General features: G+C 40.6%; 18 protein-coding genes and 1 tRNA gene. 1 reads left to right on the top strand and 18 read right to left on the bottom strand.

What is annotated here, in order from left to right:
- Positions 1–15: 15 nt before the first annotated feature.
- From LV85_RS16780 to LV85_RS16700, 17 genes are all read right to left on the bottom strand, one after another.
- Positions 16–3,720, bottom strand: a complete 3,705-nt coding sequence (locus LV85_RS16780; RefSeq protein ID WP_111321552.1) for a sensor histidine kinase — start codon at positions 3,718–3,720, stop codon at positions 16–18.
- A gap of 56 nt (positions 3,721–3,776) precedes the next feature.
- Positions 3,777–4,028, bottom strand: coding sequence for a hypothetical protein (locus LV85_RS16775; protein ID WP_111321550.1), 252 nt, complete (start codon positions 4,026–4,028; stop codon positions 3,777–3,779).
- 34 nt (positions 4,029–4,062) lie between these two features.
- Positions 4,063–4,617: a DUF420 domain-containing protein gene (locus LV85_RS16770; protein ID WP_111321548.1), complete on the bottom strand. Its 555-nt coding sequence runs from the start codon at positions 4,615–4,617 to the stop codon at positions 4,063–4,065.
- On the bottom strand, positions 4,598–5,272 hold the full coding sequence (locus tag LV85_RS16765; RefSeq protein WP_111321546.1) for an SCO family protein: 675 nt from the start codon (positions 5,270–5,272) through the stop codon (positions 4,598–4,600). The genes LV85_RS16770 and LV85_RS16765 overlap by 20 nt, the downstream gene beginning before the upstream one ends.
- Before the next feature lie 75 nt (positions 5,273–5,347).
- Positions 5,348–5,680: a cytochrome C oxidase subunit IV family protein gene (locus LV85_RS16760; protein ID WP_111321544.1), complete on the bottom strand. Its 333-nt coding sequence runs from the start codon at positions 5,678–5,680 to the stop codon at positions 5,348–5,350.
- Positions 5,681–5,698: 18 nt separating this feature from the next.
- On the bottom strand, positions 5,699–6,475 hold the full coding sequence (locus LV85_RS16755) for a cytochrome c oxidase subunit 3 (protein WP_111321542.1): 777 nt from the start codon (positions 6,473–6,475) through the stop codon (positions 5,699–5,701).
- Between the two features lie 27 nt (positions 6,476–6,502).
- The gene (locus LV85_RS16750; RefSeq protein ID WP_111321540.1) at positions 6,503–7,084 is read right to left on the bottom strand and encodes a cytochrome c oxidase subunit 3; all 582 of its coding nucleotides are present in this window, start codon (positions 7,082–7,084) and stop codon (positions 6,503–6,505) included.
- Positions 7,085–7,086: 2 nt separating this feature from the next.
- The gene (cyoE, locus tag LV85_RS16745; RefSeq protein ID WP_111321538.1) at positions 7,087–7,989 is read right to left on the bottom strand and encodes a heme o synthase; all 903 of its coding nucleotides are present in this window, start codon (positions 7,987–7,989) and stop codon (positions 7,087–7,089) included.
- A gap of 2 nt (positions 7,990–7,991) precedes the next feature.
- Positions 7,992–9,068, bottom strand: a complete 1,077-nt coding sequence (locus tag LV85_RS16740; protein ID WP_111321536.1) for a COX15/CtaA family protein — start codon at positions 9,066–9,068, stop codon at positions 7,992–7,994.
- Positions 9,052–10,935 carry a cytochrome c oxidase subunit I gene (locus tag LV85_RS16735; RefSeq protein WP_111321534.1) on the bottom strand — a complete coding sequence of 628 codons (1,884 nt, stop codon included), beginning with the start codon at positions 10,933–10,935 and terminating at the stop codon, positions 9,052–9,054. Before LV85_RS16735 ends, LV85_RS16740 begins: the two co-directional genes overlap by 17 nt.
- A 33-nt stretch (positions 10,936–10,968) precedes the next feature.
- Positions 10,969–11,985, bottom strand: coding sequence for a cytochrome c oxidase subunit II (locus LV85_RS16730; protein WP_111321532.1), 1,017 nt, complete (start codon positions 11,983–11,985; stop codon positions 10,969–10,971).
- A gap of 22 nt (positions 11,986–12,007) precedes the next feature.
- A complete protein-coding gene (locus tag LV85_RS16725) occupies positions 12,008–13,300 on the bottom strand; it encodes a quinol:cytochrome C oxidoreductase (RefSeq protein WP_111321530.1) in 1,293 nt (430 codons plus the stop codon).
- A gap of 2 nt (positions 13,301–13,302) precedes the next feature.
- Complete coding sequence (locus LV85_RS16720) at positions 13,303–14,001, bottom strand: c-type cytochrome (RefSeq protein WP_111321528.1); 699 nt, start codon at positions 13,999–14,001, stop codon at positions 13,303–13,305.
- A gap of 13 nt (positions 14,002–14,014) precedes the next feature.
- A complete protein-coding gene (locus LV85_RS16715) occupies positions 14,015–14,545 on the bottom strand; it encodes a DUF3341 domain-containing protein (protein WP_111321526.1) in 531 nt (176 codons plus the stop codon).
- Between the two features lie 2 nt (positions 14,546–14,547).
- Complete coding sequence (nrfD, locus tag LV85_RS16710) at positions 14,548–15,912, bottom strand: NrfD/PsrC family molybdoenzyme membrane anchor subunit (protein WP_111321524.1); 1,365 nt, start codon at positions 15,910–15,912, stop codon at positions 14,548–14,550.
- Between the two features lie 17 nt (positions 15,913–15,929).
- On the bottom strand, positions 15,930–19,013 hold the full coding sequence (locus LV85_RS16705) for a TAT-variant-translocated molybdopterin oxidoreductase (protein ID WP_111321522.1): 3,084 nt from the start codon (positions 19,011–19,013) through the stop codon (positions 15,930–15,932).
- A 36-nt stretch (positions 19,014–19,049) separates the two neighbouring features.
- A complete protein-coding gene (locus tag LV85_RS16700) occupies positions 19,050–20,312 on the bottom strand; it encodes a c-type cytochrome (protein ID WP_111321520.1) in 1,263 nt (420 codons plus the stop codon).
- A gap of 365 nt (positions 20,313–20,677) precedes the next feature.
- On the opposite strand from LV85_RS16700, the gene LV85_RS16695 reads away from it, so the two are divergent.
- Positions 20,678–20,748, top strand: a tRNA-Cys gene (locus LV85_RS16695).
- A gap of 192 nt (positions 20,749–20,940) precedes the next feature.
- Here the strand turns inward: LV85_RS16695 and LV85_RS16690 are convergent.
- On the bottom strand, positions 20,941–21,534 hold the full coding sequence (locus LV85_RS16690; RefSeq protein WP_111321518.1) for an outer membrane beta-barrel protein: 594 nt from the start codon (positions 21,532–21,534) through the stop codon (positions 20,941–20,943).
- Positions 21,535–21,665: the final 131 nt, after the last annotated feature.

The raw sequence follows: 21,665 nt of genomic DNA, 5'->3' as shown, positions 1-21,665 counted from the left end.
TACTAATTAGATGATTTATCCTATCAATGGAAAGGTAAGGTAGAATGTAGTTCCCTTACTCAGATCTGATTCAAACCAGATTTTCCCGCCTGCGGTCTCTACCCCGCTTTTTGCGATAGCCAATCCCAAACCAGAACCAGTGGACTTGGTTGAGAAGTTAGGGATGAAAATCTTATCCTTCAGCTCCTCCGAGATACCTTTGCCGTTGTCAGCTATCTCTAGAAAAACTGCCTGATCCGTCATCCACAGCCAAATTCGGATTACTGGCTTTACGCCTGGCTCTACTGCTTGAATGCCATTGATGATAAGATTTGAGATCACCCTTCCAAACAGCTTATCATCTCCCATTATCGGAATATCCTTGGTAAATGAATCATCCTGAAAAATCAATTCGACCTGCTGATCTCCACTGAACAGCTCCAAAACCTTAATGACAACCGATTTGAAATTCATCAACTCATTATTTGGCAGCGGCATTTTGGCAAAGGTGGAAAAAGAAGAAGCAATTCCACTGAGTGCATCGACCTGATGAATCAAGGTTTCCAGTGACCTTTTCAGCTTCTCTGCATCATCCAATCTTCCTGCATCCTGTAGGCGGATCAAATGCTGCAGCGTGAGTTTCATCGGAGTCAGCGGGTTTTTGATCTCATGAGCAACCTGTTTGGCCATTTCTCGCCATGCAGACTCTTTCTCGGTAGAAGCTAGGACTTTCTTAGAGTTTTCGAGTTTGAAAAGCATGTTGTTGTATTCATTCACCAGCAAGCCAATTTCATCTTTGGAGCCCCAGTACATGGGTTCATTGTTTTCCAAATTGGTAGCCTTGAGTTTTTGAGTCAGCAGCTTAAAAGGAAAGGTGAGGTTCGTTGAGACAAAATAAGACACAAACAAGAACAGGATGAAAATCACCACAAAGGCATTGAATATATTGCTCAGCACATCTGCGATGAGTGTATTCAATTCCGCTTCAGACTCGAAAAAAGGCACCGCCAAAATCCCAAGATTGTCCTGGCTTGCCGTAGCTGGAATGGATAGGTAAACTGTTTTATATCTCAATTTCCCAATTTGCTCTTCTGCCAAATACTGACTTTGGCCCATCTCCTCAATCTCAGCAATTGCTTTGGGATTGATTAGTGGTGCCAAGATTTTCTTATCAAAAATATTTGGGCGATTGGTGGATTCTAGCTTGCCCGCCACATTATAAAGATGAATGTCACTCGCTGTAGTATTGGCGAGCTCGTTAACTTCTTCGTTTAGCTCATCATTATCCACCTCGGCAGGTTTTTGATTATTGAGAAAACTCCCCAAATTCCCTCTGATCAAAGCCGCTTTCTGAATGTACTGACGATCTAGATCTTCCCGATAGCTATTTGCCAAAAGACCAATGGTGATGATACTGATGATAAGTATCGGAAAGAAGAAGGCGAAATTGAGGTAGAGTTGCAGCTTAGTAGAATAGCTAAACTCAAAATTCCGAACTCCAGTAAATAGCGTATTGATCAAAATGGTCAAAAAAGTCATAATCACGAAGAGCACGAAAAACAGCGAAATATTCCCGAAGAAATGAGACAGAGGAACATTTTTGGATGAAATTATTATCAACTCTTCCCCGTTCTTTATCCCAAAATGATGGTAGCCATTTTGATGAACACCTTCTATTTGCAATGCGTTGCGAGTTAAGACGCGCTCAAATCCCTTATTCAGGTAATTGAATGAACCGGAATTCCTGATGAATTCACCTTCCTTGAAAATCGCATAATCGTACAGTACAGGATCAAGCTTGTCATTGTATTTCCTATCCAGCAGCAGCTTAGGATAGACAGAAGTGGGCTGTACTCGTAATTGCCGAAGTTCTAGAAAAATGGTCCCTAGAAAAGAGTCCTCTTTGCTCAGGGGCACGAAAGCGATAAAACGGTTACCTGTATTGGATTCACTGCCACGGATAAAATATAAATCCTTTATACTAGTAGCATAATCACTTCTAATATAATCCGATTGGATCTCCTTGAGTATTTCATCGTCACCGGCTCCTAAAATTTGCTGCCCAGAAGCATTGAAAATCCGAAGCTGCACCTCGAACTGATCAAAGTAATTATCCAGATAAATTCGTCTTATTTTGGTGGCAATAGGTTCTTTCGAGAAAAGTGGATCTGCAATTCTATTTTGAATGAATAAATCATTTTTGATTCTTGCGAAAATCTCACCTAAGAAAAACTCCGTCATCACATCGTTTTCGATAAGGTTTTGATTTGCGAAGCGAGTTTTGGACTGCAGCAACTCCCCTTTTTCAGTCTGAAAAACACTTATCCCAGCAATCCCTCCTGTGACCAAGCAGGCAAAAAAGAAGGTGAGAAAAGTATCTAATCCAAGTTTGAAGGCATTTTTGAAAAGCTCCAATCGGACTATTGTAATTAAAAACGCCAGGTGTAGCAACCAAACTACCGCTCCCCAAATTGTAAAAAAGAACAATAGTCCTGCGACAGGAAGCCCTAGTAGGACGATCCATCGATAATAGAATTGTTTGCGAGAATTGATCTCCAGGAGCAAACTAAACAAAGTCAGCGAAAGCAGTACATACACTGATGCCCACAAGAATAACATCAGGAAGCTTATTCCTTTGAACCACCCAAAAGCGGGGATGGAGCTAATGTCTAAGCCCCATTGAGAATTGATCATCAAATCTCGAGGTAAGGACCATAGCATATACAAACACAGTGAGCTCACCAACATGGAGAAAAAGAAGAATATCAGAAACTCATTCCTGGAGCTTAAGACTTTTATCTTTTCATGCATCCCTTTGGAGGCGAGCTGATAGATCACCATGACCAAGATCAGCACCCCGCACAGCGTATTAATCAATAAATCCCCGAGACTAGGATTGAACCAGGAGGAGGCATAATTCGCAGAATCAAATAGTGCCAGATTCAGGTAATTTCCTGGGAAATCAAGCAGTAACATCATCATCCTGAATGCTCCCAAAACGAAAATCGCGTATCCAATAGACTGCCATCTTCTCCCCGATTTCCATTTGCTCAACACAAAATCTGAGCTCAATAAAAAATATAGCAGGAATACTGAGGTGAAGAAAATCAAAATTGCTGGATTCACTACCCTACCTGCTGGACTGTATCCAAACAAGAAATTTACTCCGAATAATGGGATTCCTGCAGGATTGACAACTACCGAAGTCGCTTCTTCAGGTACTGCAAAAAGCTCGAATCTACCATTTCCAAATATGTTTGGGTTTGCTCCTGTGATCAGATAATTGTTTTCAATATTACCTGGCCAAATCAACCTGAGCACATGCAGCATTACATAGTCAGCCCCATTTCGTTTGACTTTTCGAGTCTTGAGCAATAAAGTGCCATAGGGATCCTCTAAGAGCTGATATTCTTTGGACAGATTTACCTGAGAGAAGTCTAGGCTAAGTGTAAAATCAGACCAATACAATAGCTCTTTCTCTGGACTAAGTATAAAAAAGGGATACCGATGAAATGGCGTAGTTATCTGAGCAAAACTTAGGCTATCATCAGGCCTGACGTCCATAAGAATCTGGATAAAATCCTCATCAAATTCCTTATCGACGGCCTGTACCCGATCCTGCAAGGCTTGCAAATAGGTATCCTGTTCATTTTTCTGGAAGAAAAAGAAATTGAGGATCAACACCGCAAGAAGAGAGAAAATACTGATCAAGATGATCAGGCGACGGGCATCATGCTTCATTTAGATGTAAAATAAAAAAAGCAAAGTCCTCGATCAAACTTTGCTCCTCTATTCGTTTAGTGTAAGGCTATTTTAGCCTTTCTTTTTTTAGCATTTCGGTACCAGAAAAAGCCAAGAACCATTGCTATCAGATAGGGCATAACAAAAAGATACATGATCCCTAGATTCAGTCCAGCTCCAATACTGGTATCTCCATTACTCACATTATTTTCTACGGAAGCACGACACATAGCACACTGAGCGTAGGTAGCTGAGTGAAACAGAAAAGCGACGAAAGTAAAGAATCCTATTTTGAGAGCTTTATTCATAATATCTCCTACGGCTTAGAAAGAACGCAGTTTTTTAATGGACATAATAAGGACTGATCATCAGGTAAACTATCACACCGGTGACAGTTACATAAAGCCAGATCGGATACGCAAATTTAACAACTTTTCTGTGCTTCTCACGCTGATCTGTGTATCCGTAGTAGTATGCAAATAAGATTGGAAGTAGTGCTACAGCAGCAAATACGATATGCGTAAGCAGGAAGAAGTAATAAACAGAACGGATCGTCCCCTCGCCTCCAAATGAGGTGCTCTCAGCGGAGGAATGATAAATAATGTATGACACCAAGAATATAGCTCCTAGTCCAAAGGCTACAGTCATGGAGGCTCGGTGGTAAGGAATATTTCCAGACTTAATAAATATCAACCCAGCTATCAGAGCTACTGTAGCGGCAGAATTGATTACGGCATTCAGATGAGGAAGGAAATAAACCCATTCTACACCCAAATCCAGTTTCGAAGGCATGAATATCAAGATTGCCACTACTACTGGAACAATTACAGAAATGGCAATAATCCATCCCTTCACTTTCCCCTCATTTTTTATCATATTAGTTTCCTTCGCTGGCATGCAATAATACTTTAGTTTCCAACATCAATAAATCTACATCCTCACGAGAAGTACCACTATAATAGCCTCTGATCCTTCCAAGCTCATCTATTAACATAAACTTGTCTGAGTGTGCAAAATCATCAGGAATACCTAAGCCATCTATAGTCGGGATAATGAAGCCACATTTGGCAAGATCATAGGTTTCTTGAACTCCTCCGGTCAAGAAATCCCACTTACCTGCTTTGGCACCATGCTCCTCGGCATATTCTTGCAATACCTCAGGCGTGTCAAACTGCGGATCTATACTGATAGACATGATATGCACCCTATCGTCATCTCGGAACATGTCATTTACACGCTCCATCTCTGCGGACATTTTAGGGCAAATACTTGGGCAGGAAGTAAAGAAAAAGTCCACGATCGTGATCTTCCCTTCCATGTCAGATCTACCTACTTCATCCCCTACTTGATTGGTGAAGGAGAACTCAGGGATATAATGCTGGGTAGTATCAGCAATCGGGCATTCCTGAAATGGGTTATCTACCCCTTTTTCGTAAAAGACCGGTATATCGTAGGTGTTGGTCCCAAAGCTTTTAAGAAATAGAAAAATCAAAATGGGCACCAATAGGATACATACCAACACAAATCCTTGCAATATTCTTATACTTCTCATAGTAGTGGGGTAACAAAAAAGAAGGTTGAAGTGTCCCACTTCAACCTAACTTATTTTATAATTCAGAAAGCAGGATTAATACCAACGCAAAGAGAAAATCTCTGAGCCTTCTTTTAACAGGACGATTATCAGCCAGAACAGGAAAGCGATAGGTACCAAAATAGAATAGATCAATGGCTTCACTTCGTCACCAAGGTGCATGAATTCCATCATGATATACTTAGCTTTCCAAATGGTCAAAGCCATAAATAATGAATAGAGTAGAATCCCTCTAGGCATTGTAAAAGCCATAATAAACTCAGCTCCAGTAATCAAAGCCAATATTAAAGCTGTCTTCCAGATTTTCTTAATCTTATCGTTATTCTTTGGAACAACTGTAAGCGTTGATTTATTTTCTTGAATTTCCATAATTCTAATATTTATAGCTTAGATCAGGTAGAATAAAGTAAATACAAAGACCCAAACAAGGTCAACAAAGTGCCAGTAAAGACCGACTTTTTCCACCATTTCATAGTGACCTCTTCTATCATATACTCCTACTGCAGCCTGATAAAACACCATGAAAAGTAAGACAACACCGATCGTAACGTGGAAGCCGTGGAATCCAGTAATGAAGAAGAACAAATTAGCAAAAGATGCAGGTCCATATTCATTGACAAGCAAATTAGCCCCAAACACTGTTTCGGTTACATTCTGCCCCAAACCATTGATATAATTCAAGGTAGCCCCCATCTCAGATCCGTGGATGAAGTGATTCCACTCCCAAGCCTGACAGCTCAAGAAAGTAATACCTCCTACAAGTGTCCAAAGCATCCATTTCACTACATCGTTTCTGTCATTTCTATGACCAGCCTCTACAGCCAATACCATCGTAACAGAACTAGCGATCAAAATGAAGGTCATCAAACCCACAAATACTAAGGGAGCATGAACTCCATGTACAAATGGAATGGCATCAAACACCAATTCAGGAATTGGCCAATATTCATTTGACCCAACAAACTCCTTGGCAGGTCCAGCATAAGCAGGATAACTGACACGAATTGAAAGGTAAGTAATCAAAAAAGCGGCAAAAGTAAAGATATCCGAAAGAAGGAAAAACCACATCATAAGTTTTCCATAACTGGCCTTGAGTGGTTCGTTACCACCTCCCCAGACGCCTCTTTTCGAGCTTACTCCTATAGCAGTAGAATGCGCAGACATAAGATATTGATTTGTACTTGGTTTATTTTAATGATTCAAAAGCAAAAACATAAATAGATATAACCACAATGCAGCTAGAAAATGCCAGAAAGTAGTAGCCATTTCAAGTGTATCCATTGACTTGGAATGTACTTTATATTTATATGTTGAAATTAATACAATAATCAGAAATATCACACCACTGATCAAGTGAACAGCATGCAATCCGGTGAATATATAGAGAAATGATCCCGAAGGATTTCCTACGAAAAACACATTTTCATCTACTAATGCTACCCAGCTATACCACTGTCCCACGAGGAAAGCGATACCAGATAGCACAGCTAGGCTCAACCCAATCCGAAGACCTGCAAGATTGTCCTTTTTAGCAGCTGAATAAGCGTATTGTAGACAAATGCTACTTAAGATGACTATTCCGGAAGTATACCAGAAAATAGTTGGCAAGTCATATTCTAGCCAATTCCCTTCAGATTGTCTCACAATATAGGCACTGGTAAGTGCTGCAAAGATCATAACGATCGTCACCAAGAAAAGCCATAATGCAAACTTCTTAGGATGCATAGCGATCGGCTGATCTACTAAATCGACGTATTTAAGTTCTTTTTCCATCCTTAGGGTAATTTATCCAATAGGTAAGCTATCTGCACGATAGGTAGGTACAAAAAGGACCCAAACATTATTCTCAAGGCTGATTTGCGCGAGCAATCCTTCATCAAGGAGAAGGTCTGTGCTAGAAACAAAACACCACATACTGTAGCGACTATTCCTGATGTCATTCCAGTAAGCCCAAAATAACTTGGTAACAAGCCTAGTGGCAAAAGGAATAAGGTGTAAATCATAATCTGAATAGCCGTGTTGAGATCTTTCCCACCACCACTTGGCAAAAGCTTAAAACCTGCTGCCTTATAATCTTCATCTCCTACCCATGCAATAGCCCAAAAGTGAGGGAACTGCCAGATAAATTGAATACCGAAAATAATCAATGCTTCATGCGTGATTGCTCCAGTTGCTGCTGTCCAGCCCAAAAGCGGAGGCAAGGCACCTGGAATAGCACCTACAAAAACTGCTATCGGTCCTACTCTCTTCAATGGGGTATAAACAAATACATAAAGCACCATACTCAACACACCCAACCAGGTAGTCAGAGGATTGGTAAAGTACCAAAGCAAACCAACTCCTATGATAGCTACTAGGGATGTAACCCAAAGTGCTTCTTGAAGTGAGATAAGCTTCATTGGCAGTGGACGGTTTTTGGTACGCTTCATCAGCTTATCCAAATCACGCTCCAAGATCTCATTTGCAGCGCAAGATGCGCCAGAGATCAGGAATCCACCCAGTGCTAGACCTATAAAGCCAGACCAGCCAAAACTTGCTCCTCGATCACCAAGTATATAGCCAAATACTGCTGAGAAAGTCACCAAAGCCGAAAGCCTCAATTTAATCAACTCAGCGTAAGCTTTGATCTTGCTTACTACTAGACTACTAAAATGGTCAGTTACTTCAACTGTCCTCATGATCAATTTGTATTTAATCGAAACTGAATGTTTTCTCTGATTTCAAGCAGCAAGATGACTTGCACGCCTATTATCAAAGAACCTAATAAGAGATGGATAGGCTGGAGAAATGCTGGGATACCAAAGTATGCCATTCCCATTCCTGTAGCTATTTCCAGTATAATCAGAATCATCAAGACCTGAGACCAAAGATTTACTTGAGATTTCCTAAGGGTATATCTAAATGCCCAAAAGAAGTATAACACATGAATTCCTAGTAGAACTATAGAAAAGGATCTGTGAATAAGGAATTCTATACCGATCCTACCTATCCACTCTTCTCTAAGCATGTCGCCAAGAGAAGCTGAGATAATATCAATCTGCTCTCGAACCTGAGTGCCTAAGACAATCTGAATCAGCATTAGGATAGTTCCTATCAATAATACCAGTTCAATTCTTTTAGGCACAAGCATCTTCACTCCTTTGCTTTGGATCAACCTACCCGATCTGTGATATACATAGATCAGTAATGAGACCAGCAATAAAGCCAGCATCATATGGAAGGTGATCATCCAGTGCAGAAGATTGGTAGAAACTACAATAGAACCTATCCAACCTATGAAGATGACAAGGAGAAGGTTGCAGACGGACAAGATTGGAATCCATTTATCTTTCTTACGAAGTGGAAATGATTTCCAAACAGTAAGAATTATCAATAGTCCAATCACTACTCCAGCCAATCTATTGAGGTATTCAATCCAAGTTTTCACCGGGTTGAATTCCTGCTCAATAAGTATAGACTTATCGTTGGCTATTTCCTTTGCCTTTTCTGTGAATCCTAATTTTTCAAGTGTTGCCACGAACCGTTCGTTCTTGGCTAATCTTTTATTGAGATAAATCTCCTGATAATTTGCTGGTAGCTGATCCACACTAGTCGGTGGAATCATACTGCCAAAGCATTTCGGCCAATCGGGACAGCCCATTCCAGAACCGGAACTTCTAACTATCCCGCCGATAAGAATCAGCAAATAAACAGCCACCACCGTGATTACACTCACAGAACGGAAGCTGCTTATAGATTTATTAATGCTTTGCGTCATTAGAAACCAAAACTTCCTCTTCTTCCTTCATAATCTCTAATTCTACTTTAACCAATTCCTGCTCATGCGGAAGGTTTGATTCTGGTGTAGCAGAAAGTGGAACTGTCTGAGGGATGAAATCATCTTCAGCACCTGGCTTAGAGTAATCGTAAGGCCATCTATATACTGCAGGAATTTCACCTGGCCAGTTGCCATGACCTGGATGTAGAGGTGTAGTCCACTCCAATGTATTAGACTGCCAAGGGTTCAATGTTGCCTTTCTTCCTTTATACATAGAATAGAAGAAGTTAAACAAGAAGATAAACTGAGCAAGGAAAGTAATGATAGCCGCCACAGATACGAACATGTTCAAATCTGTGTACATATTGGTGAACTCGAAGTTCGTGAAGGAATAATATCTTCTAGGGAATCCAGCAATACCGATGTAGTGCATAGGGAAGAACACCATGTAAACGCCCACGAAACTTAACCAGAAGTGAATGTAGCCTAATTTGGCATCCATCATTCTTCCAAACATCTTCGGGAACCAATGGTAAACACCTGCCAACATTCCGAAGAAAGAAGCCGATCCCATAACTAGGTGAAAGTGTGCTACTACGAAGTATGTATCATGCAATTGAATATCAATCGCTGAGCTACCTAAGAAAATACCCGTCAATCCTCCTGATATAAAGAAGGAAACTAGTCCTATCGAGAACAACATCGCCGGAGTGAAGATCAAGTTACCTCTCCAAAGTGTCGTCAGGTAGTTAAATACTTTAACTGCTGAAGGAACTGCAATGATCAGCGTCAAGAACATAAAGATAGATCCCAAGAAAGGATTCATACCTGACACGAACATATGGTGAGCCCACACTACAAAAGAAAGAACTGTAATTCCAAGCAAGGAGATAATCATTGCCTTGTAACCAAAGATTGGCTTTCTAGAGTTAGTAGAAATCACTTCAGAAGTGATACCTAAAGCAGGTAGTAATACAATGTAAACTTCAGGGTGACCTAAGAACCAGAATAAATGCTGATACAATACTGGGCTACCACCTGTGTTAGGAAGAGCTTCTCCACCGATATAGATATCAGATAGGTAGAAAGATGTACCAAAGCTTCTATCAAAAACAAGTAATAATGCCGCAGCAAACAATACAGGGAAAGACAAAAGACCGATAACTGCAGTCAAGAAGAAAGCCCAGATTGTCAAAGGAAGCTTAGAGAAAGACATTCCACGTGTTCTCAAGTTGATTACCGTGGTAATGTAGTTGATACCTCCCATCAGAGAGGAGGCGATAAAGAATGTCATCGCTACCAACCAAAGTGTCATACCAAGACCAGAACCTGGAATAGCCTGTTCCAAAGCTGAAAGCGGTGGATAAACCACCCAACCACCAGAAGCTGGACCAGTTTTAATGAACAAGGATATAAACATGATAACCCCTGATATGAAAAACAACCAGTAGGAAAGCATATTCATAAAGCCGGAAGCCATATCTCTAGCACCGATCTGTAATGGAATCAGGAAATTCGAAAAAGTACCACTCAGACCTGCCGTCAATACAAAGAATACCATGATGGTACCGTGCATTGTAACAAGTGCTAGGTAAAAGGTAGGATCCAAATGCCCTGTCTCATCAATCCATCCTCCTAAGATCGGACGAAGAAAAGACATGTCCATATCAGGAAAACCTAATTGAAGTCTGAAAAGAACAGATAGAAAACCACCTAAAAGAGCCCAAAACATACCTGTTACCAAGTACTGCTTTGCGATCATTTTGTGATCCTGAGAGAATATATATTTTGTTACAAAATTATCATGATGCTCATGATCACCGTGATCGTGTGCTGCGTCATGATTTGCGACAGATGCTGTAGACATAATCTATAATTTTGTTTGTTACTTTTCGCTTAATTAATTTTCTGCAAGCTTATTCATCTCAGAAGAATGACCCGCTGCTAAAGCAGGATTCATCTGGATATAAGATTTTTGCTCAGCATACCACTTCTGATATTCCTCTGGCTCTACCACTTCGATGATTTTCTTCATACTAAAGTGTCCATTTCCACAAACTTCAGTACAAGCAATCTCATATTGAAACTCTGGATTTCCAGTTTCCTCTCTCATCTCTGCAGTAGTCTTGGTAGGGACAAACCAGAATCGAGTTGGCATACCTGGAACAGCATCCATTTTCAGTCTCATGTGCGGCGCAAATACAGAGTGAAGTACATCTCTAGCTCTGATTTTGAATAGAACTGGCTCACCCTTTGGTATTTTTACCACTGGAGAAGGAAAATCATCAATCGCATTCTTATCAGTGAAATCAATTCCATGGGAATTAGTAGCTGTAATCAATCGATAATCATAATCTCCTAGTACTTGATCTTTGCCAGGATATCTAACTTCCCAGGCAAATTGATAGCCCATGATTTCTATAACATGTGCATTCTCAGGAGCTGGTGCTGTGATATCAGACCATGCCATCCATCCTGAGATCACCAATCCTGTAAGAACAAGACCTGGAACTGCCGTCCAGATAATCTCAAGTTTATTATTGTCAGGATAGAAAGATGCTTTACGTTTCACGTCATATCGGTACATATATGGGAAAATGAAAAGCAATACGTGCGTTACCAAGAATACAATCCCAGTAATACCCATCGTCCACCAAAATAATGCATCAGTAACTACACCGTGCTCAGATGCTATTGGCAATTGATAATTGTGGAATTCTTTGATCGAATACCAGAACATCAAAATGCCGGTACCCACCAAGAAAACAATAAACAAAATTGCATTTATTTTATTACTCCCTGAAGCGATCTTCTTATCAGATCCTTTTACCACAGAGACTAACGTTTGGATTCGATATACCATCCATATTATGGAAAATATCAAAAGAACCCCTACTCCAATCAGAAATCCGTACATACCTTAATTATTTCGGCTAATATTAAATGTGATGATGATAGCTTTCCTCAAGCATTGGGTGATTTTTAGGAACCAAATTCCCTTTCGCCAATCCAGAAAGAACTACAAAGGTGAAGGCTGCGCCATATATTAGGAACATCCCTACTTCCATAAATCCAACGCCACCGTTATGTCCTAAAGTGCCAGGCTGAACCATAAGGAAGAAATCTACCCAGTGACCAGCAATGATCAAAGCACAAACTAGTTTCAAGAATACTCCATGTCTCTTAGAATCTCTTGTCATTAACAAAAGAAAAGGAAGCACAAAGTTCATCGCTAAATTTACAAAGATATATGGACCATAGATGTCGCTAGACAATCTTTCTATGAAATATACCGTCTCCTCAGGGATGTTGGCATAATAGATCAATAAGAACTGAGAAAACCATAGGTATGCCCAAAAGATGGTGAATCCAAAGATGAATTTACCCAAGTCATGTACATGATTCTCGTTCACCATTTCTAGAAGACCTTTGCCTTTCAAGAACATCACAATCAAAGTCATGGCAGAAAGACCTGCTACGAACCAAGATGAGAAAACATACCAACCGAATAGGGTAGAGAACCAGTGTGTGTCAATTGACATCACCCAATCCCAAGCGGCGATAGAAGAGGAAACTGCAAAGAAGATTAAGAAAAAAGCAGACCAGCTTCTGATTTTGTACCAGGAAGAAGTTCCACCAATCACATCTTCGTTGTATGTAAATTGTTGGAATTTCTTGAAAAAGAATACCCAGAAACCAAAGAACAAGACCATTCTGAAAATATAGAATATTGGGAATGTTCCTTTTGCCATAGGCCAATAGAAGAAAGATCCCTTTCCATCTATGATGCTATCATATTCTGGAGATGCTTTATCAAAAAGATAAGCATGCGTCCAGTGAAACAAATCATGATTTGCTATAAAGAATGTTACGATCATCAATACCCCAGCAATTGGCAACCAGTTACCAAGGGAGAGCATTACTCTAATGATAGCCGTGGACCATCCTGCTTGAGCAGCGTATTGAATAGCAAAGAAGAATACACCTATGATGGCAATACCAGTGAAATACACATTGTTGATCCATAAGTTGGCATATACACGCTCATACCAATGAAACGCATGTCCTTCTGCTGCCGCAGCCTCATCATGACTACCTCCAAACATCGCCATAACGATACCTAGAACTAGTAATGCTGCACCGATCCCCAAAACCGTAAAAATAGATTTTTTAGTCGCTGCGGTGAAATCAAATTTTTGATCCAGATTATAGTGTTGTACGTCGTGAGCCATAATTAATTAGCTGGAGTTTCTACTTGTGTAACATCTTGGTCAACTACTGCTGCTACTGCATTGTCAGCATTCTGACCACCTTGGAGATCTTGCTTCACATAATGAACAATTTTCCATCTGTTTTCAGGAGTAATCTGAGAACCATGAGCTCCCATTCTTCCTTTACCCTTTGTGATCACATGATAAATATGACCTTCTGATAGACCGGTATATGCGCCACCTGTAAGATTGGCAACACCACCGATAATATCACCTACTTTACCGTCTCCAGCTCCGCCAGTTCCATGACAAGGGGTGCAATAAAGTCCATAAAGTCTTTTGCCTTCATCCAAAACCTCATCAGAAAGTTTGACAGGATTTTTCACAGCAGCAGCTTCTTCTATTTCAAAAGCTTTATATCTATGAGGCAGGTAACCTTGCTTATTTCTAGGAACAGTATTGGCAACAGGCTCTCTCATATTCATATTATGAGGGTTGTTGATATTACTATTGAAGAATTCACCCTTCCCATCCTCACGGGTCGAGATAAGATTCCCCTTAGTCTCAGAATCCATGACCTGAGTCAGGGGTTCGTAAGCTACCGAGTGATACATCTGAGGCGCAAATTCCAAGCCTTGATTCTCTCCTCCGGCTCTACAACCAGCTAGGGAAATCCCAGCTACTGCAATCCCTAAAATACTTAGTGTTTTAGCAATCTTCATTTTTCCAGATTTACTATTCAAAACTTTTTTTATTAACCTCTGATGCTCCAGAAGATTTCAATATCTCTTCAATCTTAGCCAACTCAACAGCTGAATTATTAGCTATATCGATTGCCATCACATGCTTATCATCAGTGATTCTCAAATCGAAGATTCTAGGCTGTGCCCAAGGCTTCAGATTGGTACTTACCATAAACACGCCTACCATACCAAATGAAGCTAACAGTACAGTTAATTCAAATGTAACAGGAATGAAATCTGGGAAAGCACCATAGTCTTTACCACCAATGATCATTGGCCAGTCAAATTTCATCATATAGAACTGCATGGTCAATGCCAAGGTGGTCCCAAGCAATCCAAACAAAAATGCTGCGATTGGCAATCTACTTCTCTTATATCCGAGGTAATCATCTATCCCGTGAACAGGATATGGTGAATAGACCTCATGGATTTTGATGCCTGAAGATCTTACTTGCGTGATTGCTTGAAGTAAAACATCCTCATCTTCATAAACTCCAGTAACAAAATGTGTATCTCTTTCCATGATTATTTATTCACTTTATCAGATGAAGACTTCAATACCGCTTTCACTTCAGCCATGTTGATTACCGGGAAGAATTTGGCAAACAAGAAGAACAATGTGAAGAACAATCCAAATGTAAATAGGTAAACCCCAACATCTGTGATTGATGGATAGAACATCGCCCATGAAGATGGCAGGTAATCTCTGTGAAGAGATGTTACGATGATCACAAATCTCTCAAACCACATCCCGATATTCACCACGATTGACAATGCAAAAGTAGCAACGATGGATGTACGGATTTTCTTAAACCAGAATAACTGAGGAGAAATCACGTTACATGTCATCATAGATGCATATGCCCACCAGTAAGGTCCAGTAGCACGGTTGATAAATGCATATTGCTCAGCTTCTACGCCTGAGTACCAAGCGATGAAAAACTCCGTGATATAGGCAATACCTACTATAGAACCTGTGATGATGATTACAATATTCATCAACTCGATGTGACCAATTGTAATGTAATCTTCCAGTTTGTAAACCTTACGTGTTACGATCATCAAGGTCAATACCATGGCGAAACCAGAGAAAATTGCACCTGCCACAAAGTATGGAGGGAAGATTGTCGTGTGCCATCCTGGTATTACAGAGGTTGCAAAGTCAAAGGATACAATCGTGTGTACAGAAAGTACCAATGGTGTAGCTAGACCTGCAAGGATCAAAGAAACTGATTCGTATCTGCTCCAAGATTTTGCTGCGCCATCCCAACCGAATGAAAGAGCTCCGTAAATAATCTTTCTAAGACCAGTAGCTCTATCTCTAATAGTCGCGAAATCAGGAATCAAACCAATGTACCAGAATACTAATGATACAGAGAAGTAAGTTGATATCGCAAACACATCCCAAAGAAGCGGGGAGTTAAAGTTTACCCAAAGTGATCCAAAAACGTTTGGAAGTGGAAGTGCCCAATAAGCTCCTAACCATGGACGTCCCATGTGTAGTACTGGGAACATTGCCGCACAGATAACCGCGAAAATGGTCATCGCTTCAGCAGCACGGTTAATAGATGTTCTCCACTTCTGTCTGAAAAGTAATAATACTGCTGAGATAAGTGTACCAGCGTGACCGATACCTACCCACCAAACGAAGTTGGTAATATCCCAAGCCCAGCCTACGGTTTTGTTAAGACCCCACATACCGATGCCTTCCCAAACGGTGGCAACTACAGCAATAGATCCAATAGCCAAAACCCCAACGGACGTAAGGAAAGCAAGAAACCATCTGATATTTGGCTTTGCTTCTACATGGCGCGACACATCATTTGTCACGTCATGGTAGGTTTTGCCCCCAGTAACTAACGGATCGCGAACGGATGAAGTAACCTGCATAGTTTAATAATTTTTGATTACGCTTCGTTTATGTCTTTATTTCTGATTTTGGTAAAATACCAAACGTTTGGACTAACGTTGATCTCTTCCAATACATGGTATGCTCTTTCTTCATTCACTTCCTTCAAGGCTGAAGTCGTGTTCTCCTTAATTTTTAGAAGCTGAGAAACCTGACTTTGTGAATCATTCATATCTCCGAATACCAAAGCGTCAGTAGGACAAGCCACAGCACAAGCTACATTGATGTCTCCATCTTTCACTTTGCGTTTTTCACGCTTAGCCTCTAGCTTACCTGCTTGGATTCTTTGCACACACATGGAGCATTTTTCCATTACACCACGCGCACGAACGGTTACGTCTGGATTCAAGACCATTTTACCCAAATCATCGTTTTGAGCTACATTGACTCCAGCGAAGTCTTTGTTATCGTGGTATTTGAACCAGTTGAATCGACGCACTTTATACGGACAGTTGTTTGCACAATATCTAGTACCAATACATCTGTTGTATGTCATTTGATTAAGTCCCTCAGAAGAGTGAGTTGTAGCAGCAACAGGACAAACAGTCTCACATGGAGCGTTGTTACACTGCTGACACATCATAGGCTGGAAAGTAACCTCAGGGTTATTGGCAGCTACTTCCATAGCACTCAAATCATCAGCTGGAGCATCAGAAGAATAATAGCGGTCAATTCTGATCCAAGCCATCTCTCTTCTATTCAATACTTCCTGCTTTCCTACTACCGCCACGTTGTTTTCAACCTGACATGCAATAGAACATGCTGAGCAACCAATACAAGAGTTCATATCGATAGCCAAACCCCAGTGATGCTGAGAATACTGGTGTCCTGACCAAAGAGAAATCTTAGAAGGTTTTACAAATTCACCATCCTTGTAAATCTTAGGATGATATCTACCTGCAGAGGCATCTTTTTGATATTCACTCAATACAGATTCTTGGATCACGTTCTCACGTCCCATGAAGGTCTGATGCGTCTGCGTACGAGCCAATCTATAAGAATCGCCAGTAGCTTTCACCTCTACTCCACTTATTATATCGAAATTAACAAAGCCTTTAGAAGCATCTAGCAATTCGTAAGCGTTAACACCTACGCCATTTGCTACACGTCCAGCTTTTGTTCTACCATATCCCAGTGCCAAACCGAAAGTACCATCTGCCTGACCTGGCTGTATCATGATCGGTACGATCAGTGATTTACCATTTACTGAGATAGAAGCTTTACTTGTCTCACCTTCCGACTGAGTGACACCATTGTCATTAGCCCATTTCTGAGAAACTGTCAAGTAGTTATCCCAAGTTGCCTTAGAGATAGGATCTGACAATTCTTGAAGCCAAGGAATATTTGCATAGGTACCGTTACCGATACCTACTTTCGTATACATTATTAATTCAGCACCCGCATTATCAGCCGTGTAAGCACTTGCTACTGCAGAGGCCGCAGCACTTACATCACCTACTGGAGCCAAAGCTTCAGAAGTTGCGTTGATTGCTAAAACACCATTGTATAAGGTCTGATCCCAGAATTCCTGGAAAGTCCCGCCAGTCTCAACCTGAGTGAATACATCACCTTGCCAGTTGGCCTGAAGGAAATCATAATAGGAAGTAGAATCACCAGCCCAAACCAAGAATGAGTCTTGAGCTTGTCTAGTATCAAAAAGTGGAGTAATGGTAGGCTGAGCCAAAGAGAAGTGACCTTTCTTTGGTTCGAAGTCATTCCAAGACTCTAGGAAATGGTGATCTGGAGCTACTATTTGTACCAAAGATGAAGTCTCATCCAGTGTACCATTCGTAGATATGCTCACATTCGCTTTGGTAATACCAGCAGCGATTTCAGCACCTCTTGCGAAATCATAAACAGGGTTACAGTTGTAGAAAATAACTCCTCCTACTTTCCCTGCATTCAAATCAGTTACAAACTGATTCATTTTGGCATCATCACCTTTTCTATAGTAAGCAGGATTTGCAAAATCTACAGTAGTTCCGTTACTTCCAAGCAATTCGTTAATCGCATTGATCACAACTTGAACGTTTGGATCATTTGATCCAGAGATCACTAGAGAAGCTCCTTTGCTAGCCCAAAGGTCATTTGCTGCTTTTTCCAAGTATGCAACCTCAACTGCTGGAGCTGAAACTGTAGCTGCCCCTGCTTTCTTAGCGATTGCATTATAAAGAGCCAAAACTGCCAAACCACTTTGAGAAGCTCTGATTGGTGTTCTGTAATCAGCATTTGCTCCTGCTAGAGAAAGCGTAGACTCAAACTGATAATGTCTAGACATTTCAGGTTTCTGCTTACTGATTTTTCTAGTCTGAGCATATTGACGAGCAAATTCAATAGGAGAAATCCATGATCCTAAGAAGTCAGCTCCGAAGGATACGATTGTTTTTGCCTTGTCAAAAGAATAAGAAGGAAGTACTGCAGTGCCATAATAAGTCTCTGCAGCCTTAGTAATACCATAATTAGATAGCGGATCATACATGATCAGATCTACATTACCATTCGTATCAGCTAGCTGCTGAATGGCCTGCATGGTAGATGGTGACATAATCGTATTAGCTACGATTTTCACAGATCCAGCAGTAGCTAAAGCAGACTTTGCTTGCGCATCTACTGTCGCCCAATCAGATGGTTGACCACCGCTGTAAGGAACAGCAATTCTTTCTTTATCGTAAAGAGAAAGAATAGATGCCTCTACGATCGCATTTACTTTTCCTTTATTTATAGGAGATAGTTCGTTTCCGTCAATTTTGATCGGACGACCTTCTCTTGTCTTTACTACGATAGAAGCATAATCTCCACCTGTAGAATAGGTAGAAGCGTAATAATTAGGGATAGATGGGTTGATATCAACCGGCTTATTCACATAAGGAATCATCTTTCTTACAGGAGCCTCACATGCTGCCAAAGAAGCTGCTGCTAAGCTGAATCCCATAACTTTCAGAAAATCTCTTCTGGAAGCACTACCCTCTTCGTTGAGTGTAGAAGGAAGCTCAGGAAATTCCCTGTCGGCGTTCTTTACAAACTCTGGATCGTTGTTGAGCTGCTCAAGCCCTTTCCAGTACGTTTTTTTATTTTCCTTCATTTTATGATATAATGAATTTGCGAAAAGAATAATGAATTAATAGTGGCACTTAGCACACTCCAAACCTCCGATGTCTTTTACTTTCAAAGCATCTTTAGAATCAGAGTGAACCTGAACCAACTTATCATAATAGGCATTGCCTTCAGTGGTGATTTCTGTCTGTCTGTGACAATCAATACACCAACCCATGGTAAGCGCACTATGCTGCCCTACTACTTCCATCTCCTGGATAGGACCATGACAAGTCTGACACTCAACTTCACCCACAACTACGTGCTGAGAGTGGTTGAAATATGCCAAATCAGGAAGGTTGTGGACTCTTACCCACTCGATAGGCTGATTATTATCTACTGCATCGTAGATTTTCTGAATTTCTGGGGAAACACCTTCTTTACCCTGTACATTCTGCACATGTGTATGACAGTTCATACAGATGTTGGCTGAAGGGATATTGGCAGATCTTCCGATCTCTACACCAGTATGACAATACTGACATTCGATCTCTAAAGTACCTGCGTGAAGTGCGTGTGAATAAGCGATAGGCTGCTCAGGTGCATAGCCTTGCTGAATACCTACTGAGTACAAGCCATCCAAAGCCGTCTTAGCTACTAAGGCAATAACAAGTGCAGTCACAATCACTACAAACATGTCACTCTTGAATACCTTGCCAAGGTTAGTCTTTTGATTGACAAACTCCTGATCATCTTCATCAAGATCTTGCTTGGATAGGTACTTGGTCAATACCGAGATAATCAATCCCAACACCACTAAGATCAAAAGTAAAACTACTACCAATACTCCTAGTATGACGGTTAGATATTCGTTCGGGATTCCACCACCACCTGCTACTGCAGCGCCATCTCCACCTGCTGTGGCGGCTGCGGCTGCTGGATCTGCCGTATCTCCAAACTCTATATAAGAGATCAAGTGATTCAAGTCTTCATCACTCAAAAACTCATGAGAGATCATCACCGTATTATTGAACTCCTTGAAAAGGTCATTGGCAACTTTATCTCCCGAAGCAATTAGTGCTGAAGAATTCTTGATAAAAGACTTAATCCATGGGATATCTCTCCTATCAGAAACCCCTCTAAGGGCAGGACCAATTAACTTCTGGTCTAGTTTGTGGCATGTTTTACAATTTGCATTGAATACAGCCTTACCTGCTGCTACTGCTTCGTCGCTACTATCAACTGCCGGATCTGCAGCAAAAGCCTGCATACCGATCAGCATGAAAAACAGCACTGCCAGTGTGTGGAAATTCATTCGAACCCCTACTAACGAGCGTTTGGATAACATATTAGAGCTAATTAAATAGTTTATGTGGTTGTTTATAACCCTTGCAAAGGTACTACCCGAAGCCAATTTTTCAAACTTGTATTGATGGATGGGAGATCGTACACGTGAGCTCTATTTGATTTCATATATCATTGTATCACAGTTAATTAAGGTTAATTCTGTAATTAAAAATTAATTTAGAATCTTTATAAATAGAATGTATTTCGCAACCTTTTCTAAGTTAGGTTGAAATCCCACGATACAAGGCTCTGTATTATTGAATTCAAATTAATGAAGAAGCTGTTTTGGCCACAAAGATTTAAAAAAACTAGACCCTTCATTGCATAGAAAAAGATAATAACTACATTTGCATTCCAATTCTGATTGGTCGAGTGGCCGAGTGGCTAGGCAGAGGTCTGCAAAACCTTCTACAGCGGTTCGAATCCGCTCTCGACCTCAATACAAAAGCATCCTGAGAAGGGTGCTTTTTTTGTTGCCTATACATTCCCCAAATTCTTATACAAAACCGTTGAATCTGTCTACCGGAGGGAGGCATGTCTACCGCTTAGGTAGTCCGCTCTCGACCTAATTAAAAAAGCATCCGCCAGAGCGAATGCTTTTTTAATTTATTAGTCAGTCTATCGTTTCTCTAAAACAAATATCCAACTCCAAACTGAACCCCAAGCTCTTGCAAGACTTGTTTATAGTTGCCCTCTTTTTCAAAAGAAATCGTATTATGCCTCTTGTAATTAGGAAAAATAGAGAAGACAAGTTTTTCAGTTTTCAATTTTGCCCCCATCCCTACTAGGAAACCAAGGCCACTTTGGTCAGAGAAATTATTCCCTTCTGATAGCTGAAAATCTAAGACCGGCCCAGCTGCAACATAAAAAATCTTTCCTAAGGTATATTCTGCATAGATAGGAATGGAGAGCATCTTAAAATCCTGATTGTAAGGATAAGGCAGGCCAGTCTCATTGCACAATGGACAACTGTTAATTTCAACCTTAGCAAAAGTGTAATTCAGGCCTCCGCTTAGGGAGAATTTTTCACCAATTCTGTTCGAAAGCAAAACACCTACTTCCATCAAATTCTCAATATCCACAGAGCTAGCTCCATCGAGATCTTCGTTCCAATTGGCCATAGCTCCCGAAGCACCAAAATAGCCTTTCACTACTAACCCAGATTGTGCAGTGACCGAAAAACTAATTAGAAGGATAAATGATAGTAAAAGTGAATATTTCATAGGATCGAAATTAATTATAAAAATAGTTTAGTCAAGACGGAAGAAGTAGCCGAAGCGCAACAATTCCATTTCATAAAAGAATACATTTTCTAGATACATGTCCAGCTTCTGGAGAAGCAGGACAACAGTGA

This window comes from Algoriphagus chordae, from assembly GCF_003254055.1.
GTDB classification, from domain to species: domain Bacteria; phylum Bacteroidota; class Bacteroidia; order Cytophagales; family Cyclobacteriaceae; genus Algoriphagus; species Algoriphagus chordae.
This window is presented reverse-complemented; position numbering and strand designations above follow the sequence as displayed.

Bases quoted from the DNA above. Each gene is read 5' to 3' on its own strand.
- LV85_RS16690 (WP_111321518.1), bottom strand. From the start codon at position 21,534: ATGAAATATTCACTTTTACTATCATTTATCCTTCTAATTAGTTTTTCG.
- LV85_RS16740 (WP_111321536.1), bottom strand. From the start codon at position 9,068: ATGACGCAAAGCATTAATAAATCTATAAGCAGCTTCCGTTCTGTGAGT.
- nrfD (WP_111321524.1), bottom strand. From the start codon at position 15,912: ATGCAGGTTACTTCATCCGTTCGCGATCCGTTAGTTACTGGGGGCAAA.
- LV85_RS16780 (WP_111321552.1), bottom strand. From the start codon at position 3,720: ATGAAGCATGATGCCCGTCGCCTGATCATCTTGATCAGTATTTTCTCT.
- LV85_RS16715 (WP_111321526.1), bottom strand. From the start codon at position 14,545: ATGGAAAGAGATACACATTTTGTTACTGGAGTTTATGAAGATGAGGAT.
- LV85_RS16755 (WP_111321542.1), bottom strand. From the start codon at position 6,475: ATGTCTGCGCATTCTACTGCTATAGGAGTAAGCTCGAAAAGAGGCGTC.
- LV85_RS16725 (WP_111321530.1), bottom strand. From the start codon at position 13,300: ATGGCTCACGACGTACAACACTATAATCTGGATCAAAAATTTGATTTC.
- LV85_RS16705 (WP_111321522.1), bottom strand. From the start codon at position 19,013: ATGAAGGAAAATAAAAAAACGTACTGGAAAGGGCTTGAGCAGCTCAAC.
- LV85_RS16750 (WP_111321540.1), bottom strand. From the start codon at position 7,084: ATGGAAAAAGAACTTAAATACGTCGATTTAGTAGATCAGCCGATCGCT.
- LV85_RS16770 (WP_111321548.1), bottom strand. From the start codon at position 4,617: ATGCCAGCGAAGGAAACTAATATGATAAAAAATGAGGGGAAAGTGAAG.
- LV85_RS16765 (WP_111321546.1), bottom strand. From the start codon at position 5,272: ATGAGAAGTATAAGAATATTGCAAGGATTTGTGTTGGTATGTATCCTA.
- LV85_RS16760 (WP_111321544.1), bottom strand. From the start codon at position 5,680: ATGGAAATTCAAGAAAATAAATCAACGCTTACAGTTGTTCCAAAGAAT.
- LV85_RS16700 (WP_111321520.1), bottom strand. From the start codon at position 20,312: ATGTTATCCAAACGCTCGTTAGTAGGGGTTCGAATGAATTTCCACACA.
- LV85_RS16720 (WP_111321528.1), bottom strand. From the start codon at position 14,001: ATGAAGATTGCTAAAACACTAAGTATTTTAGGGATTGCAGTAGCTGGG.
- cyoE (WP_111321538.1), bottom strand. From the start codon at position 7,989: ATGAGGACAGTTGAAGTAACTGACCATTTTAGTAGTCTAGTAGTAAGC.
- LV85_RS16730 (WP_111321532.1), bottom strand. From the start codon at position 11,985: ATGTACGGATTTCTGATTGGAGTAGGGGTTCTTTTGATATTTTCCATA.
- LV85_RS16735 (WP_111321534.1), bottom strand. From the start codon at position 10,935: ATGTCTACAGCATCTGTCGCAAATCATGACGCAGCACACGATCACGGT.
- LV85_RS16775 (WP_111321550.1), bottom strand. From the start codon at position 4,028: ATGAATAAAGCTCTCAAAATAGGATTCTTTACTTTCGTCGCTTTTCTG.